We start from the raw sequence: 15,963 nt of genomic DNA, 5'->3' as shown, positions 1-15,963 counted from the left end.
AAAACCAAAACCCGAAATGGAATCCATTTCGGGTTTTTGGTTTTTAGACCTTTTTATACTTAATTCTTTAAATACTTTTCTAAGAATTGATCTTGTTCCCAAAGTAAATGCAAAATATTCTCTTTTGCAGCATATCCGTGTGATTCTTTTGGTAAAATCACCATTCTTGCCGGAGCTCCAAGTCCTTTTAAAGCTTGAAAGTAACGTTCTGTTTGCAAGGTAAAAGTTCCAGGATTGTTATCGGCTTCACCATGAACCAAAAGCATTGGCGTTTTCATTTTATCAGCATTCATAAATGGTGACATAGCGTTGTATACTTGTGATGCTTCCCAGTAATTACGTTGCTCGCTTTGGAATCCAAAAGGAGTAAGGGTTCTGTTGTAAGCACCGCTTCGGGCAATTCCGCAAGCAAAAAGATTCGAATGGGTCAATAAATTAGCTGTCATAAATGCCCCATAAGAGTGACCTCCAACAGCTACTTTTTTTCTGTTGATATAACCCAAAGCGTCTACTGCATTTATTGCCGCTTCGGCATTGTCTACTAATTGCGAGATAAAATTGTCGTTTGGTTCTGTAGTTCCTTCACCAATAATTGGGAATGCCGCGTCATCTAAAACAACATAGCCTTTGGTTACCCAATAGATGAATGAACCATAACTAGGGAATGTGAATTCATTTGGGTTTTGAGTGACTTGTCCTGCTGAATTTTTGTCTTTGTATTCTGCCGGATATGCCCAAATCAGCAATGGCATTTTCTCTTTTTTTACTTTGTCATAACCTAGCGGTAAATATAAAGTTCCAGATAATTCAACACCATCTTTACGTTTGTATTTAATTACCTCTTTGCTTACATTTTTGATGCTTTCAAAAGGGTTTTTGAATGCTGTAATTGGCGTTAGCTTATTTTTTTGTTTGATATTTCTAAGATAATAATTTGGATATTCATTTTTAGACTGGATTTGTACTAAAACCGTTCCTTTCTTGAAGTCTTCAATTTCTATTATATCTTCTTTTTTATCGGTATAAGTAGAGGTGTACAGACGATTTGATTTTAAGGTTTTCAAATTGAATTCTGAGATAAAAGGGAATTGTCCGTTTTTAGTAAAACCGTTTCCAATAAGGAATGCATTGTCATTTTCGATAGCCAAAACATATCTGTTGTATTGGTTTTTTCTAGTTTCAAAATTTCCTGGATCGGAATACGCATCTTGAGAATTTCTGTCGAAAATTACTTTTGGAGCCGCACCGGGATTAGATGGATTGATCAAATAGGTTTTAGTATTACGTGTATCATACCATTCATCTGAAATAACGGCAAAAGCATCATTTCCCCAAGTAATTCGGTCGAAACGTTGAGGTGTTTTTACCAATGAAGTAGCTGCAGCATCGAAAGGGGCGTTCCAAAGAAAAACTTCGTCTCTGAATTCTACTTTGTTAGCAGGATCTCCGGCGTCTAAAGCTTCGGCGTAAACTAATGTTGAAGGTTTATCCGCTCTCCAGTTCATATTTCTTTTCCCTTTTCTAACCGCCATAAAACCTTTAGGGATAATTTCGGTAAGTGGTACTTCGTTTACCACTTTTACTTGGTTTCCGGCATTGTCATAAATGGTTGTTTTTGATGGGAAACGGTTCAAGGGAACAATATATGAAAATGGCTTTTGAATCGTATTCAGCATCAGATAATTTCCATCTGGAGAGAAACTTTCTCCGGCATACATGTCGGCTTTTTTGAATAAAGTTGCAGTTCCGTCTAGCTTTACTTTGTATAGTTCAGAAGTAATGATGTTTTCAAAATTCAGTTCATCATTTTTGTTTTTCAATAAATCCTGATAGGTTCTGTTTTGTGATTTTGACCCATCGGCATTTGAGATTATCGGACCTGTTGGCAGATCTTTTTTCGAATCTAATAAAGCGGCTCTGTTTTTTGGCAGCATTTTCACCAAAATAGTTTCGTTGTCATTGAGCCAGCTAAATGGATTTCCAAGATTAGCGTTTACCGTGGCTTCCGTCAATTTTGTTGCTTTTGCCGTAGCTACATCTATAAACCAAAGTTCAACTCCTGAATTTGTAGTATGAGAGAATAGGATTTTCTTGTCGTTTGGCGACCAAGATAAATTGCTGATGCGAGGGTTTTCAGGTAGGCCAGCAACTTGAGTTTCGTTCTTGTTGCTTACTTTTCTAATTTTCAGATTATTGATATAGGTAACTGTGCTGGAAATATTTGTTACCGGATTGATACGTAAACCTCCTAATCGTAATTCCTCTTGGTTTAAATCGTCCAATGTTTTGTAAGTGTTTCTGTAGGACAACAGTAAGTACTCTTTTTTGGTGTCCATCGATACCGTAGGTGCTCTTTCGTAATCGGCCAAATCTAAAATGGATTTGGGTGGTTTTTGATAACTTAGGTTTTCTTGGGCAAAAGCACTCAAACCTAAGCATAGAAATAAGATAAAGCTTATTTTTAATTTCATAGTTGGATTTTTTTGAATTAGTATGTGGGTAAATTTAAGTATTTGTTTATTGAAGTCCAAGCTTGTTATAGCTGAAAGAAATATTTCTTTTATTGGATAGCTCTAGCCCTGATAAGAGTGGCATTCTTTTTACGAAATAAGAAAAAGATATAGTCTAAAATAGGGAAAAGCTTCTTAAAAATATAAATATAAAATAGGAGTTTGTTAAAAAAACAGTAATTTGTGAGCTGAAATTTTATAATATAAATTAAATTTGCAGTCTTGTTTTAATAAAAAAGTAATAATATGTACCATTCTAAAATAACTGGATTAGGCTATTATGTTCCTGATAACGTAGTAACCAATGATGACTTGTCAAAAATTATTGACACAAACGATGAGTGGATTCAAGAGAGAACCGGAATTCAAGAAAGAAGGCACATTGTAAGAGGAGAAGATACAACGACTTCGATGGGTGTTAAAGCGGCCAAAATTGCAATTGAACGTTCCGGTGTTGCAAAAGAAGATATTGATTTTGTAGTTTTTGCCACATTAAGTCCTGATTATTATTTTCCTGGGCCAGGAGTTTTAGTGCAAAGGGATTTAGGTTTGAGAACTGTTGGTGCGTTAGATGTTAGAAATCAATGTTCTGGTTTTGTTTATGCCTTATCCGTTGCCGACCAATACATCAAGACGGGAATGTACAAGAATATTTTAGTGATTGGGTCAGAGGTTCAATCAACGGGATTAGATATGACTAGCCGTGGAAGAGGGGTTTCTGTAATTTTTGGAGATGGAGCAGGAGCTGCGGTTTTGAGCAGAGAGGAAGATTTGTCGAAAGGAATTCTTTCAACTCATTTGCATTCAGAAGGACAGCATGCCGAAGAATTAGTGGTGAAAGCGCCAGGAATGGGAGGAAGATGGATTACGGATATCCTTGCCGATAATGATCCTGATGACGAAAGTTATTTTCCTTATATGAATGGGCAATTTGTATTCAAAAATGCCGTAGTTCGTTTTAGCGAAGTAATAAACGAAGGTTTACAGGCCAATAATTTACAGGTTTCGGATATTGATATGTTAATACCACATCAGGCTAATTTGAGAATTTCTCAGTTTATTCAAAATAAATTCAAATTGAGAGACGACCAAGTTTTCAATAATATTCAAAAATACGGAAATACAACAGCGGCATCTATTCCTATTGCATTGACTGAGGCTTGGGAACAAGGAAAAATCAAAACCGGAGATACAGTAGTTTTAGCTGCTTTTGGAAGCGGATTTACCTGGGGAAGTGCTATTATAAAGTGGTAGTGTAACTTTTATTATAAAATCAAAAAACCCGGAGTTGGCATACTCCGGGTTTTTCTTTTTCAAAAACTATTAAAAATTCTATTAAAAAGGCATTGTGTTTTCGTTTAAAACAATCCACCGCCACCACCTTGTTTGGTGTTGTCGTCTCTTTGTTTGCGCTGTAAACTTCTGTTTTTTCCAGCTCCAAACATGTAGTTGAAACCAATATAAGCTGATTGACTTTCCCAAGTAAATTGCCCTACTTGCGGATAAGGATTGTCTCCATAAAAACCGGCTTTCATCGTGTCGAAAATATCGTTGAAACGAAGACTTAATGTAGCCTTGTCTTTTAGGAATGAATAACGTCCGCCTGCATCTATTTTGTACATTTCCTTACCATTAAATTGTACCCCGTCAACACCAGATCTGTAGAATCCGAACAAAAGGAAACGAAGACTTTTAGTTGCTTTGAAGTTACTGTTGAAACGGGCATTGAAGGCCGCAGCATTTACTTCTTTGTTTACAAAATCAAATGAATTAGTTGTTGGGTTAAGTACAGAAATTAGGCCTTTTTGTTTGATGCTAGAAAAATCTATCGCTGGCTGGATATCCCACCATTTTGTGATTTTGTAGTTTAATGAGGCTTCAAAACCATAGGCAGTGTTGTTGTCAAAATTATCAAAACTCATAATTTGTTTGTCCTGATTTTCTGGGTCTGGATAAAGAATTCTGTTAATTTCATTGTTGATCGTTCTTACAAAAACACCAGTAGTGATAGATCCATTGCTAATTGTTTTTGTATAATTTAATTCGACAGAATTAGTAAATTGAGGTTGTAATTCCGGATTACCAATAGAGGTTACTCTAGGCGTACTGAATTCTCTGATGGGTTTTGTTTGACCTAAGCTAGGGCGGTCTACACGACGGCTGTAACTCATTTGAAACTGATTTTTATCGTTTGGAGAATAAGTCATCGACGCCGAAGGGTACAAAGTGATATAATCGTCCTTGAATGCGGTAGCATTGTTTAAGGTTGCATTTACCTTGTAGCTTTCAAAACGACCGCCCAATTGGTATCCTATTTTTTTAAATTTTTGTCCAAATGTAACGTAAGCCGAATAAATATCTAAATCATAATTGTAACGAGAATTTGATAGAGAGCTGTTGTTAGTCACGTAATTGTTTTCGGTTCTTACAATTCTGGTTTCGGCACCCAACTCCAGTTTGGTTTTGTCATTCAACGGATTTACATAATCTAAATTGATGGTTGAATTTTTTCTTTTTTCATCAATGTTATCAATGTATGCACTTGTTGGAATACTTGGATTGTTGAAAGTAGTAAGGAAGTTTGCATTCTGATCTCCAGAGTAACTGCTGTGATTTATTTCTAAATCTACGGTTTCTCCTTCTTTTTTTGTTAAATGTTTGTACGCTAAATTATAAGTTCCGTCTGTGTTGTTTGATATGTATCTTGAATGTTGAAGTAAATCTTTTATAGCATCTGGATTAACAATATTTACATCTACTATACCGTTTCCGATCATTTTGTTCTGATTGGTATAAACCGAAAGGGTGTTTTTGTCATTGATGTAATAATCCATACCAACTTTGAACAAATGAGATTTGTCGTTGTTTACGATATCAAATAATTGGTTTGATTGATCGTCTAATCTTAAAATGTCTCCTTCGTTAAATTTTTTGCCGAAATTATTTCCGTAAGTTGCAAAAAAGTTCACCTTACCGGTTCTGTAGTTCATATTGGTTGAACTGTTAATTTTTGGTGTTTTTGCAAAAGTCAAACCAGTGTTTATACTTGCATTAAATCCGTCATTCGCATTTTTATGCAAAACGATATTGATGATTCCTGACATTCCTTCGGGATTGTATTTGGCGCTCGGATTCGTTATTAGTTCAATTTTTTTGATCGAAGTAGAAGGAATTTGTTTCAACAACTGCGAAGCCTCAATATTACTAGGGCGCCCGTCTACTAAAACACGTACGTTTTCATTGCCGCGTAAAGATAATTTTCCGTCCTGATCTACATTTACTGAAGGAATATTATTCATAATTTCGGATGCTGTAGCGCCAGCGGTAGTAAGATCTTTACCTACATTGATTACTTTTCTATCGATTTTTTGTTCTATTGTCGATTTTTCAATGACGATTTCAACACCTTTAAGTTCAATTGCGTCTTCTTCTAAAGAAATTGTGTTTAGGTTGGCGTTTTTATCTTCAGATGTTAACGAAATAACTTTAGAGACCGTTTTGTAGCCTATAAACTGAATTTCCAAAGTGTATTTTTTTAAAGCCAAGTTTTTTATCGAAAAAATCCCTTTATCAGAAGTTATTCCTCCAGTAATTACTTTGTTTTCTTCTTTTACCACGATATTTACATATCCTAGTGGTTCGTTGCTTTTTTTGTCGATAACCTTACCAGAAATACTTCCTGTGTTGTCCAGAATTGTTGGTTTGACCGAGTTTTGCGCCTGCATCGAAAACAAGGTTCCGAATAGACAAGCTAAGATTAAGTTAAGTTTCATGGTTTTTTTTTGATTTAAAATTGATTGATGATGCAAAGGTAAAGTATTTAGTTTGATAATATGTATTGCATAGTACTATTTTTTACAAATATCTATTTTTTGATAGATGTAATTGCTAATGTTGCCTTAATAGACTTCTAAATGAAAAAAATGTTACAAATTTTTATAAAAAAAATACTGAATTGTAACTGTGAATTAGATAAGTTTCTCATTGTGAGTGGGAAATTATCTTGTTTTCAAATTTTCAAATTGCCACATTATACCTATCTTTGGCATCTTAAAAAATACATAAAATGACATTATCACAAATTCTTACGCCCTCCATTGAAAAAGCGGTCCAAGCTTTATTTGACATTGCAATTGACAAAGTTGAATTTCAGGCGACACGGAAAGAATTTGAAGGTGATATCACCATGGTGATTTTTCCCTTATTGAAAGTGGTTAAAAGCAATCCGGTAGAATTGGGAAATAAAATCGGGAATTATTTAGTAGAAAATGTTGCTGAAGTAAGCCGTTTTAATGTTGTTTCCGGTTTTTTGAATATTGTTATTTCGGACGAATATTATTTAAATTTCTTTAATGAAATTAAAGAGGATGCTAAGTTTGGTTTTGTAACGCCAAACCCAGATGACAAAGCGGTAATGGTTGAATATTCTTCGCCAAATACAAATAAGCCACTGCATTTAGGACATGTTCGTAATAATCTTTTAGGTTATGCTGTTGCCGAAATAATTAAGGCTTCTGGAAAAAAAGTATACAAAACCCAAATCATAAATGATAGGGGAATTCATATTTGCAAGTCGATGTTGGCTTGGCAGAAATTTGGTAACGGGCAAACTCCAGAATCAACTGGTTTAAAAGGAGATAAATTAGTCGGGAATTATTATGTGGCTTTTGATAAAGCCTATAAAGAAGAAATAGCTCAATTAATGAGCGAAGGGAAAACCGAAGAAGAAGCCAAAAAACAAGTGCCAATTATTTTAGAAGCTCAAGAAATGCTTTTGAAATGGGAAGCTGGTGATGAAGAGGTAAAAGCGCTTTGGAAAATGATGAACCAATGGGTTTACGATGGTTTTGCCATTAGCTATAAAAATCTGGGAGTAGATTTTGACGCCTTTTATTATGAAAGCAATACCTATTTATTAGGAAAAGATGTTGTTCAAATCGGTTTAGAAAAAGGAGTTTTCGAAAAAGATCCCGATGGTTCGGTTTGGATTGATTTAACCGATGAAGGTTTAGATCGTAAAATTGTGCTTCGTTCTGATGGAACTGCCGTTTATATGACACAGGATATTGGTACCGCTATTCAGCGTGTAAAAGATTATCCTGATGTGGGCGGAATGGTTTATACCGTGGGTAACGAACAGGATTATCATTTTAAAGTGTTATTCTTAATCTTGAAAAAATTAGGTTTTGAATGGTCTAAAAACTTATTCCATTTATCATACGGAATGGTAGATTTGCCTTCCGGGAAAATGAAAAGCCGTGAAGGAACTGTTGTTGATGCCGATGATTTGATGCAGGAAATGGCCGATACAGCTCAAAATATTGCCGAAGATTTAGGGAAACTAGAAAGCTATTCTGCCGAGGAAAAAGCGAAGCTATACAATACGATAGGTCTTGGAGCCTTGAAATATTACATTTTGAAGGTAGATCCTAAGAAACGCATCTTGTTTAATCCGGAAGAATCAGTTGATTTTGCCGGAAATACGGGGCCGTTTATTCAATATACTTATGCCAGAATTCAATCAATTATCCGTAAGGCTAATTTTGATTTTTCGGCTAATTCTGCGATGGTGACACTTCACGAAAAAGAGAAAGAATTGGTTAAACAACTTGAGTTATTTCCTGAGGTGATTCAAAATGCGGCACAACATCATAGTCCAGCTTTGCTAGCAAACTTTACTTACGATTTAGTTCGTGAGTACAATTCATTCTATCAGGCTGTTCCTATTCTTGGGGAAGATGATTTAAATAAGAAAATATTCAGAGTGCAACTTTCTAAAAAGGTAGCCGATACAATAGCATCTTCATTCAAATTATTGGGTATAAATGTTCCTGAGCGAATGTAAAAAATAAAATTTAAAACCTTAAAAACGACTTCGTATTGAAGTCGTTTTTTTTGTTAAAATAAACTTGAGTTTGAGACCTCAATTATCTAAATATCTAATTGCCTAATTATCTAATTAGTTTATCTTTGCATTTCAATAAAAAAATAAACCATGTTCGATAATTTAAGCGATAAACTAGATAAAGCCTTCCATATATTAAAAGGTCACGGAAAAATCACCGAAGTAAACGTTGCCGATACTCTAAAAGAGGTTCGTAGAGCTTTACTTGATGCCGATGTGAATTTTAAAATTGCCAAAGATTTTACCACAAGAGTTAAAGAAAAAGCAATTGGACAAGACGTATTAACGACACTTCAACCAGGTCAGTTATTGGTGAAGTTAGTTAAAGACGAACTTACCGAATTAATGGGTGGAGATGTAGCAGGAATTAATCTTTCCGGTACGCCAACAGTTATCTTGATGTCAGGTTTGCAAGGTTCCGGGAAAACTACTTTCTCAGGAAAACTGGCTAATTATCTTTTGACAAAAAAGAATAAAAAACCGCTTTTGGTTGCTTGTGATATCTATCGTCCGGCGGCAATCCAACAATTATATGTTGTAGGAGATTCAATTGGTGTTGAGGTTTACTCAGAACCAGAAAATAAAAATCCTGTTGAAATTGCTCAAAACGCCATCAAACATGCAAAAGCAAATGGTTTTAATGTAGTTATTGTCGATACGGCGGGTCGTTTGGCAGTAGATCAGGAGATGATGGATGAGATTTCTCGCGTACATAAAGCCATTCAGCCGCAAGAAACTTTGTTTGTTGTGGATGCTATGACAGGACAAGATGCTGTAAATACTGCAAAAGCATTCAACGATATTTTAAATTTTGACGGTGTAATCCTTACTAAATTAGATGGAGATACTCGTGGAGGAGCTGCTCTTTCGATTAAATCGGTAGTAAATAAACCGATTAAATTTGTTGGAACAGGTGAGAAAATGGAAGCTATTGATGTATTCTATCCAGTTCGTATGGCTGAGCGTATCCTTGGAATGGGAGATGTTGTGTCTTTGGTAGAAAGAGCGCAGGAGCAGTTTGACGAAGAAGAAGCTAGAAAAATACAAAAGAAAATCGCCAAGAATGAATTTGGTTTTGACGATTTCTTATCCCAAATTCAGCAAGTGAAGAAAATGGGTAATATGAAAGATTTGGTTGGAATGATACCAGGTGCTTCTAAAGCAATGAAAGATGTAGAGATCGAAGACGATGCTTTCAAACATATCGAGGCAATCATTCACTCGATGACTCCGGTAGAAAGATCTAAACCAGCAATCATAGATGTTAAACGAAAAGCAAGAATAGCCAAAGGGTCCGGGACAAAAATTGAACAAGTCAATCAATTGATGAAACAGTTTGAGCAAATGAGTAAGATGATGAAAATGATGCAAGGTCCAGGAGGTAAAAATCTGATGAAGATGATGGGTGGAATGAAAGGCGGTATGCCAGGAATGAGATAATTTTATTTTTAGGGTTTAAGGTTCCAAGTTAATGGAGCTTTAAACCTTAAATTTTAGATAGAACAACAATCACAACATATAATTATTCGGTTATAAAATTTTTTGCTTTTTGGTTTCAACAAGAACCTTAAACTTTAGATTTTTAGGCTTTAAACTAAATTAAAATGCAACTACTAGACGGAAAAAAAACAGCGGAGGACATTAAAAATGAAATCGCAGCCGAAGTACAAAAGATGAAAAACAATGGGGAGAAAGTGCCTCATTTAGCAGCAATAATCGTAGGTAATGATGGTGCTAGTTTGACTTATGTAGGAAGTAAGGTGAAGGCATGTGAAAGAGTAGGTTTCGAATCTACTTTGGTAAAAATGCCAAGCACAACGTCTGAAACGGAATTGTTGAAAAAGATAAAAGAGTTGAATGAAGATCCTAATATTGATGGATTCATCGTTCAATTGCCTCTTCCGGAACAAATTGACGAGCAAAAAGTATTAATGGCTGTTGATCCTAGCAAAGATGTTGATGGGTTTCATCCGGAGAACTTTGGGAAAATGGCTTTGGATATGAGTACTTTTATTCCTGCTACGCCTTTTGGAATTCTAGAATTATTAGAAAGATATGATGTAGAAACAAAAGGAAAGCATACTGTAGTTATTGGTCGTAGCCACATTGTGGGAAGACCAATGAGTATTTTGATGGGAAGAAAAGGTTTTCCTGGAAACTCTACAGTTACATTAACGCACAGTTACACTAAAAATATTGCCCAAATAACAACCCAAGCCGATATTATAATCACGGCTCTTGGCGTTCCTAATTATCTAAAAGCCGAAATGGTTAAGGATGGCGTTGTTGTGATTGACGTGGGTATTACCAGAGTTACTGATGAATCAAATGACAAAGGTTATGTGATAACAGGAGATGTTGATTTTGAAAATGTTAGTAAGAAAGCAAGCTTCATTACACCGGTTCCCGGAGGAGTAGGGCCTATGACTATCGCAATGTTGCTGAAAAATACACTTTTAGCAAGAGAAATGAAAATTTTGAAAATTCAAGAATAATAATAAACACCAAGCCTATTCAATTGAATAGGCTTTTTTTATATATGGGAAATTCACAGGGAGTACAATTTAAATCTTTAGAAGAGTTTTTTGATTATTTACCTGAAGATGAACTGGAAATAGTTCTTTTTCTACGTAAAATTATTCTGGAATGTGTAGTTGATCACAAAGAGAAATTAGCTTATAATGTCCCTTTTTATTACCGTCATTCTCGGATTTGTTATATTTGGCCGACCTCTGTTCCTTGGGGAAAAGTAGAAAAAGGCGTGGCAATTGGTTTTTGTAAAGGAGCTTCTTTTTTAGATGAAACTTTTGAAACTACTCAATTTATTTCTAAACAAATGTTCACTTCTGTAAATGAGATTGATGTTTCGTTTTTGAAACAAAAAATCCATGAAGCTATTTTGATTGATGAGCAAATCGTCAAAGCCAGACGAAGAAGGATACAATAAGCTTTTTGGTTTCAAGTGAAATAGTTTTGGATTGTTTCAGATTAAAATTTCTCAAAAATTTTTCCAAATTGGTATAGAATAAGAAATAAAGAATACTTTTACACCACTAAAAAAGAGAATCTTAAAATGGACGATTATTATTCGGAAATGTTGAACTAATTATAGCAATCGAAGTAATTTCAGAATGCTATACCTTAAACCTATAGAATTTTTTGAAATGAAAGCTTTTTACAAAAACAATAACGGATTAATTGCTGTGCAAGAATGGTTTCCTAATTGTTGGATAAATATAGAATGTCCGACAGAAGCCGAAAAAACATACTTACTTGATGAGCTTCAAATTCCCGAAGCATTTTACAACGACATAGAAGATATTGATGAAAGACCCCGTATTGAGATAGAAAACGGCTGGTACTTAATCATTATGCGTATTCCTGTTAAAAGTAACGATGTGAAACTGCCTTTTCATACAATTCCTGTTGGGATTGTTTTCAAAGGGGAAGTTTGTGTTACTTTGAGTTTTCATAAAACAGAAATGCTTACAGATTTTGTGACTTATACTCAAAAAAAAGGAATTGATATCAAAGATAATTTTGATTTGGTACTCCGATTGTTATTGTCTTCTAGTGTTTGGTATTTGAAATACTTAAAACAAGTCAACCAAAAAATTAGATTGGCCGAAGATAATTTGGAGAAATCAATCAAAAATGAAGAATTGCAGGCTTTGCTTCAAATAGAGAAATGCTTGGTGTTCTTTATGACTTCCTTGAAAGGGAATGATATTCTATTGCATCGAATTAAGAATATTAAGTCGCAAAGAGTGAATTTTGACTTCGATTTATTAGAAGATGTAGAAATCGAATTGCGTCAAGCCCAGGAAACGACTAATATTTACAGTGATATCCTTACCGGAACAATGGATGCGTACGCTTCTGTTATTTCTAATAATATGAATAATATTATGAAACAGATGACGTCTATTTCCATCATTTTGATGATTCCTACCGTTATTGCCAGTTTCTACGGTATGAATGTCCCGAATACATTACAGAATAACCCATTTGGTTTATTGATAGTGCTATTTTTCTCGATTGTTTTATCCGCTTTAGGTGTGTTTTTATTCAAAAGAAAAAGATGGTTCTAAAAAAAAGCGTTTCAAAAATTGATTTTTTTTATTTGATAATAGTCAATTTTTAAGATGTTGAGTGAGAATAAAAATAATTTTTGTTTTTATAATTTTTTAAATTAACTTTGTAATACAAAGTACTTTATTTATGAGTGAAAAGCATCAAGAAGATTTGTTACATATTCGTTCCATGATGGAGCGTTCTTCCAGATTTATTTCTTTAAGCGGTTTGTCCGGCGTTTTTGCCGGAATTACGGCTTTAATTGGAGGTGGTTATGCCTTCAAATTGTTAGAAGATAATGGAATTCATTATTTTGATGGAGAATCAAAACAATATAGCTTTGATTTAATCTTACAACTAAGTATTGTTGCAGTTTTAATCTTGTTGGTGGCTTTGTTTTTTGGAGTATTGTTTACTGTTAGAAAAAGTAGGCAAAATAATTTAGCTATTTGGACCAGTTCTACTAAAAAGTTATTAATGAGTTTAATGATACCGCTGGTAACTGGAGGGTTTTTCTGCGTTGCGTTGATTTATCAAAATTTGTTCATATTGGTTGCTCCAGTCACACTTGTTTTTTATGGCTTGGCTTTAATCAATGCGGAAAAATATACTTTTTCGGATATCAAATATTTAGGATTATCCGAGGTAGTATTAGGGATTTTGGCATTATTTTTTCTAGGAAGTGGTTTTGTTTTTTGGATGTTAGGATTTGGGGTTTTGCATATTTTTTATGGCTTGCTTCTTTTTAAAAAATACAGATAGTTCATGGGAATTATTGATAAATTAAATAAAAATTTCGAAAGTCGTGTACGCTTAGGTATTATGTCAGTCCTAATCGTAAACGATTGGGTAGATTTTACCGAAATGAAAACCTTATTAAATATTACCGATGGTAACTTAGCGAGTCATTCTTCGGCTTTAGAAAAATCAGAATATATTGAAATTAAGAAAGAGTTTGTGGGTAAAAAGCCCAAGACTTCTTATCGTGTTACTAATATTGGCCGATTGGCATTTAAGGATCATCTAAATTATCTTGAAAAATTAATCAATTCTAAATAACTCCTTTTTTTTAACTATTTACTTTGAAATGCAAAGTACTTTTAAATTTTAAAATCATGAAAAAACACCATTTAATTTTAGTTAGTAGCCTTGTTTTTACATTGCTATTTTATAAAGAGACAGTAGGTTTGAATCTGGCTATTTTTGGATTAGTTGTCTTAGGTTTAATAGCTTACAATTCCGAAAGTATAATTAATGATACTACTAATAAGCTATTGTTTACAACTTCGTTTGTATCCTGTTTGGCATTTGCCTGGTATGGCGATTTTGTGTCTTTCCTGGCTTTATTTCTATCGCTGGTTTTCTTGCAATTCAGAGTGCAAAATAAAGAACTCAAAATAGTGCAGTCTATTCCGCTGGTTTTTATTAATGGAATGGCTTCGGTTATTCGGATTTTTGTTTTTAGCCAATGGTTGCCTGAAAAGAAACTAAATAGCAATTGGGCTAAAATAGTGATTGCTTATGTCTTGATTCCAGTGGTGTTTTTAAGTTTGTTTACTGTAGTTTATTCTTTTGGAAGTAATCATTTCTCATCCTTTTTTACCGATTATACTTTAGATATTGATTTGTTTCCCTTGTTATTAATATCGATTTTAGGATTCTATCTGTCATTTACTTTTTGGAATTATTGGGTTCCGGATATTTGTGTAGAAGCCAATTTAAGATTGCAAAATGACTTTTCTGAAAATGAAAAAAACGGACTTAATAGAACATTTTCTTTTTTAGAAATTGATTTTGAACGTAAAAGTGGCGAAATCACTTTGTTACTTTTAAATGTTTTATTGTTGGTTTTTATTGTAACCTATAATTACGAACAATTTTTTGAAGAGGTACAGCTTTCAAAATTAAGTAGCGCTACCCATGAACGAGTAAATGCCGTGATTTTTTCAATCATTATGGCGGTTGGGGTGCTTCTTTTTTATTTTAAAAATGGCTTTAATTTTGATCAAAAAGCACAAAACTTGAAGCGTCTAGCTAAAGTTTGGATTCTTTTAAATGCTTTGTTGATCTTGAGCACTATTATTAAAAACACCGAATATGTTTCTTACTATGGTTTGACTTATAAAAGGCTAGGAGTGTTTGCGTTTTTAGTATTGGCGAGTGTCGGATTATTTTATTCTTTTCTTAAAATAGCAAAGCAAAAAACCAATGCCTATCTATTCAACCAAATGCTATGGTATTTTTATGCATTGATACTCCTATGTAGTTATGTCAATTGGGGGAATCTAATTACTAAATACAATCTGGCTGTGAGAAAAGGGAATGAGAAAGCTTTTCTGGAAGAATTAAATTTTAATGATACACTATTTTATGGATTGTATCCGGAAGAACTTCAAAAAGTTGAACCAAAAAATTCTAAAGCCGATGAATTATTCGAATATAAAAATGCTGATTTTTTATCCAAAGTGCTGTACTATGAAACAGTAGATTTGAAATAATTAAGAATCAAACCCAAGGCGAAAGTCTTGGGTTTTTCTGTAATTTATAATATTGATTTAAGACGGTTTGAAGCTAATTTTTAGCTTACGATTAGTTAATTATTCAAGGAATAAAATTTAATAATCCCCTCTTTTCTTAAATCTCGGATCGTCTCTTTTGATGAATTCCGTTCTTCTTTTTACGATAGGTTCTGTTTTGGGTAAACTTGCTTCTTCCGTTTTGCTCGAAGGTTCTATTAGTTCGTTCAGTTCTTTGATTTCGGCATCGGTCAAATCACGGTATCTACCCACCGGAATATCTAGTGAAATATTGATGATTCGAATACGTTTCAAAGCGGTAACTTCGTAGCCTAAGTACTCAGCCATCCTACGAATTTGGCGATTTAAGCCTTGTGTTAGGATAATTTTGAAAATGTATTTAGAGATTTGTTCTACCTTGCATTTTTTGGTAATTGTATCCAGAATAGGTACTCCATTTCCCATTCTTTCTATAAAACGATCCGTTATAGGTTTGTTTACCGTTACGGTATATTCTTTTTCGTGGTTGTTTCTGGCGCGCAATATTTTGTTGACAATATCGCCATCATTGGTCATGAAAATCAATCCTTCGCTGGCTTTGTCTAAACGGCCAATTGGGAAAATACGTTTTGGGTAATTGATATAATCCACAATGTTGTTTCGGACTTCTAGATTGGTCGTACATTCAATTCCTGCAGGTTTGTTGAAAGCAAGATAAACCGGTTTTTCTGTTTTTTCTCGAATCAATTTACCGTCAATGCGCACTTCATCATCGGGAGTTACTTTGGTTCCCATTTCCGGAACAATTCCGTTAATGGTTACGCGTCCTTCTTCGATTAGTTTATCGGCTTCACGACGGGAACAATAGCCCGTTTCTCCTATGAATTTATTGAGGCGTTTTAGATTTTCTTCCATACTGCAAAAGTAAGCAATTTGAGAATTAGAAAATGGGATAATT

The 15,963-nt window shown here is 34.2% G+C and carries 12 protein-coding genes; 9 read left to right on the top strand and 3 right to left on the bottom strand.

The genetic code is table 11. From position 1 onward, the window contains the following. Positions 1-59: 59 nt before the first annotated feature. Positions 60-2,471 carry a prolyl oligopeptidase family serine peptidase gene (locus tag ACMDB5_RS01160; protein WP_413999213.1) on the bottom strand — a complete coding sequence of 804 codons (2,412 nt, stop codon included), beginning with the start codon at positions 2,469-2,471 and terminating at the stop codon, positions 60-62. Between the two features lie 285 nt (positions 2,472-2,756). Here ACMDB5_RS01160 and ACMDB5_RS01155 point away from each other — a divergent pair, with 285 nt between their 5' ends. Continuing rightward, the gene (locus ACMDB5_RS01155) at positions 2,757-3,764 is read left to right on the top strand and encodes a 3-oxoacyl-ACP synthase III family protein (RefSeq protein WP_413999212.1); all 1,008 of its coding nucleotides are present in this window, start codon (positions 2,757-2,759) and stop codon (positions 3,762-3,764) included. A 104-nt stretch (positions 3,765-3,868) separates the two neighbouring features. Here ACMDB5_RS01155 and ACMDB5_RS01150 read toward each other — a convergent pair whose 3' ends face one another. Continuing rightward, positions 3,869-6,283 (bottom strand): TonB-dependent receptor domain-containing protein, encoded by a 2,415-nt coding sequence (locus tag ACMDB5_RS01150; protein ID WP_413999211.1) that lies wholly within the window; start codon positions 6,281-6,283, stop codon positions 3,869-3,871. A 293-nt stretch (positions 6,284-6,576) separates the two neighbouring features. On the opposite strand from ACMDB5_RS01150, the gene argS reads away from it, so the two are divergent. From argS to ACMDB5_RS01110, 8 genes are all read left to right on the top strand, one after another. Continuing rightward, positions 6,577-8,355, top strand: coding sequence for an arginine--tRNA ligase (argS, locus tag ACMDB5_RS01145; protein ID WP_413999210.1), 1,779 nt, complete (start codon positions 6,577-6,579; stop codon positions 8,353-8,355). A 150-nt stretch (positions 8,356-8,505) separates the two neighbouring features. After that, positions 8,506-9,855, top strand: a complete 1,350-nt coding sequence (gene ffh / locus ACMDB5_RS01140) for a signal recognition particle protein (RefSeq protein ID WP_413999209.1) — start codon at positions 8,506-8,508, stop codon at positions 9,853-9,855. A 164-nt stretch (positions 9,856-10,019) separates the two neighbouring features. Further along, positions 10,020-10,910, top strand: coding sequence for a bifunctional 5,10-methylenetetrahydrofolate dehydrogenase/5,10-methenyltetrahydrofolate cyclohydrolase (locus tag ACMDB5_RS01135; RefSeq protein WP_413999208.1), 891 nt, complete (start codon positions 10,020-10,022; stop codon positions 10,908-10,910). 44 nt (positions 10,911-10,954) lie between these two features. Next, positions 10,955-11,362 (top strand): DUF1801 domain-containing protein, encoded by a 408-nt coding sequence (locus tag ACMDB5_RS01130; protein WP_413999207.1) that lies wholly within the window; start codon positions 10,955-10,957, stop codon positions 11,360-11,362. Positions 11,363-11,579: 217 nt separating this feature from the next. After that, the gene (locus ACMDB5_RS01125) at positions 11,580-12,506 is read left to right on the top strand and encodes a magnesium transporter CorA family protein (RefSeq protein WP_413999206.1); all 927 of its coding nucleotides are present in this window, start codon (positions 11,580-11,582) and stop codon (positions 12,504-12,506) included. 130 nt (positions 12,507-12,636) lie between these two features. Further along, positions 12,637-13,251, top strand: coding sequence for a hypothetical protein (locus ACMDB5_RS01120; protein ID WP_413999205.1), 615 nt, complete (start codon positions 12,637-12,639; stop codon positions 13,249-13,251). Positions 13,252-13,254: 3 nt separating this feature from the next. After that, on the top strand, positions 13,255-13,548 hold the full coding sequence (locus tag ACMDB5_RS01115) for a winged helix-turn-helix domain-containing protein (protein WP_413999204.1): 294 nt from the start codon (positions 13,255-13,257) through the stop codon (positions 13,546-13,548). Between the two features lie 56 nt (positions 13,549-13,604). Next, positions 13,605-14,987, top strand: coding sequence for a DUF4173 domain-containing protein (locus ACMDB5_RS01110; protein ID WP_413999203.1), 1,383 nt, complete (start codon positions 13,605-13,607; stop codon positions 14,985-14,987). A gap of 117 nt (positions 14,988-15,104) precedes the next feature. Here ACMDB5_RS01110 and rluF read toward each other — a convergent pair whose 3' ends face one another. Continuing rightward, a complete protein-coding gene (rluF, locus tag ACMDB5_RS01105; protein ID WP_413999202.1) occupies positions 15,105-15,920 on the bottom strand; it encodes a 23S rRNA pseudouridine(2604) synthase RluF in 816 nt (271 codons plus the stop codon). Between the last annotated feature and the right edge of the window lie 43 nt (positions 15,921-15,963).

The sequence above is a fragment of the Flavobacterium sp. W1B genome, assembly GCF_047344965.1.
Taxonomy (GTDB): Bacteria; Bacteroidota; Bacteroidia; order Flavobacteriales; family Flavobacteriaceae; genus Flavobacterium.
Note: the sequence above shows the minus strand (reverse complement) of the source record. Positions and strands in the feature narration are given on the sequence as shown.

Bases quoted from the DNA above. Each gene is read 5' to 3' on its own strand.
- ACMDB5_RS01125 (WP_413999206.1), top strand. From the start codon at position 11,580: ATGAAAGCTTTTTACAAAAACAATAACGGATTAATTGCTGTGCAAGAA.
- ACMDB5_RS01160 (WP_413999213.1), bottom strand. From the start codon at position 2,471: ATGAAATTAAAAATAAGCTTTATCTTATTTCTATGCTTAGGTTTGAGT.
- ACMDB5_RS01150 (WP_413999211.1), bottom strand. From the start codon at position 6,283: ATGAAACTTAACTTAATCTTAGCTTGTCTATTCGGAACCTTGTTTTCG.
- ffh (WP_413999209.1), top strand. From the start codon at position 8,506: ATGTTCGATAATTTAAGCGATAAACTAGATAAAGCCTTCCATATATTA.
- ACMDB5_RS01110 (WP_413999203.1), top strand. From the start codon at position 13,605: ATGAAAAAACACCATTTAATTTTAGTTAGTAGCCTTGTTTTTACATTG.
- ACMDB5_RS01135 (WP_413999208.1), top strand. From the start codon at position 10,020: ATGCAACTACTAGACGGAAAAAAAACAGCGGAGGACATTAAAAATGAA.
- ACMDB5_RS01120 (WP_413999205.1), top strand. From the start codon at position 12,637: ATGAGTGAAAAGCATCAAGAAGATTTGTTACATATTCGTTCCATGATG.
- rluF (WP_413999202.1), bottom strand. From the start codon at position 15,920: ATGGAAGAAAATCTAAAACGCCTCAATAAATTCATAGGAGAAACGGGC.
- argS (WP_413999210.1), top strand. From the start codon at position 6,577: ATGACATTATCACAAATTCTTACGCCCTCCATTGAAAAAGCGGTCCAA.
- ACMDB5_RS01115 (WP_413999204.1), top strand. From the start codon at position 13,255: ATGGGAATTATTGATAAATTAAATAAAAATTTCGAAAGTCGTGTACGC.
- ACMDB5_RS01130 (WP_413999207.1), top strand. From the start codon at position 10,955: ATGGGAAATTCACAGGGAGTACAATTTAAATCTTTAGAAGAGTTTTTT.
- ACMDB5_RS01155 (WP_413999212.1), top strand. From the start codon at position 2,757: ATGTACCATTCTAAAATAACTGGATTAGGCTATTATGTTCCTGATAAC.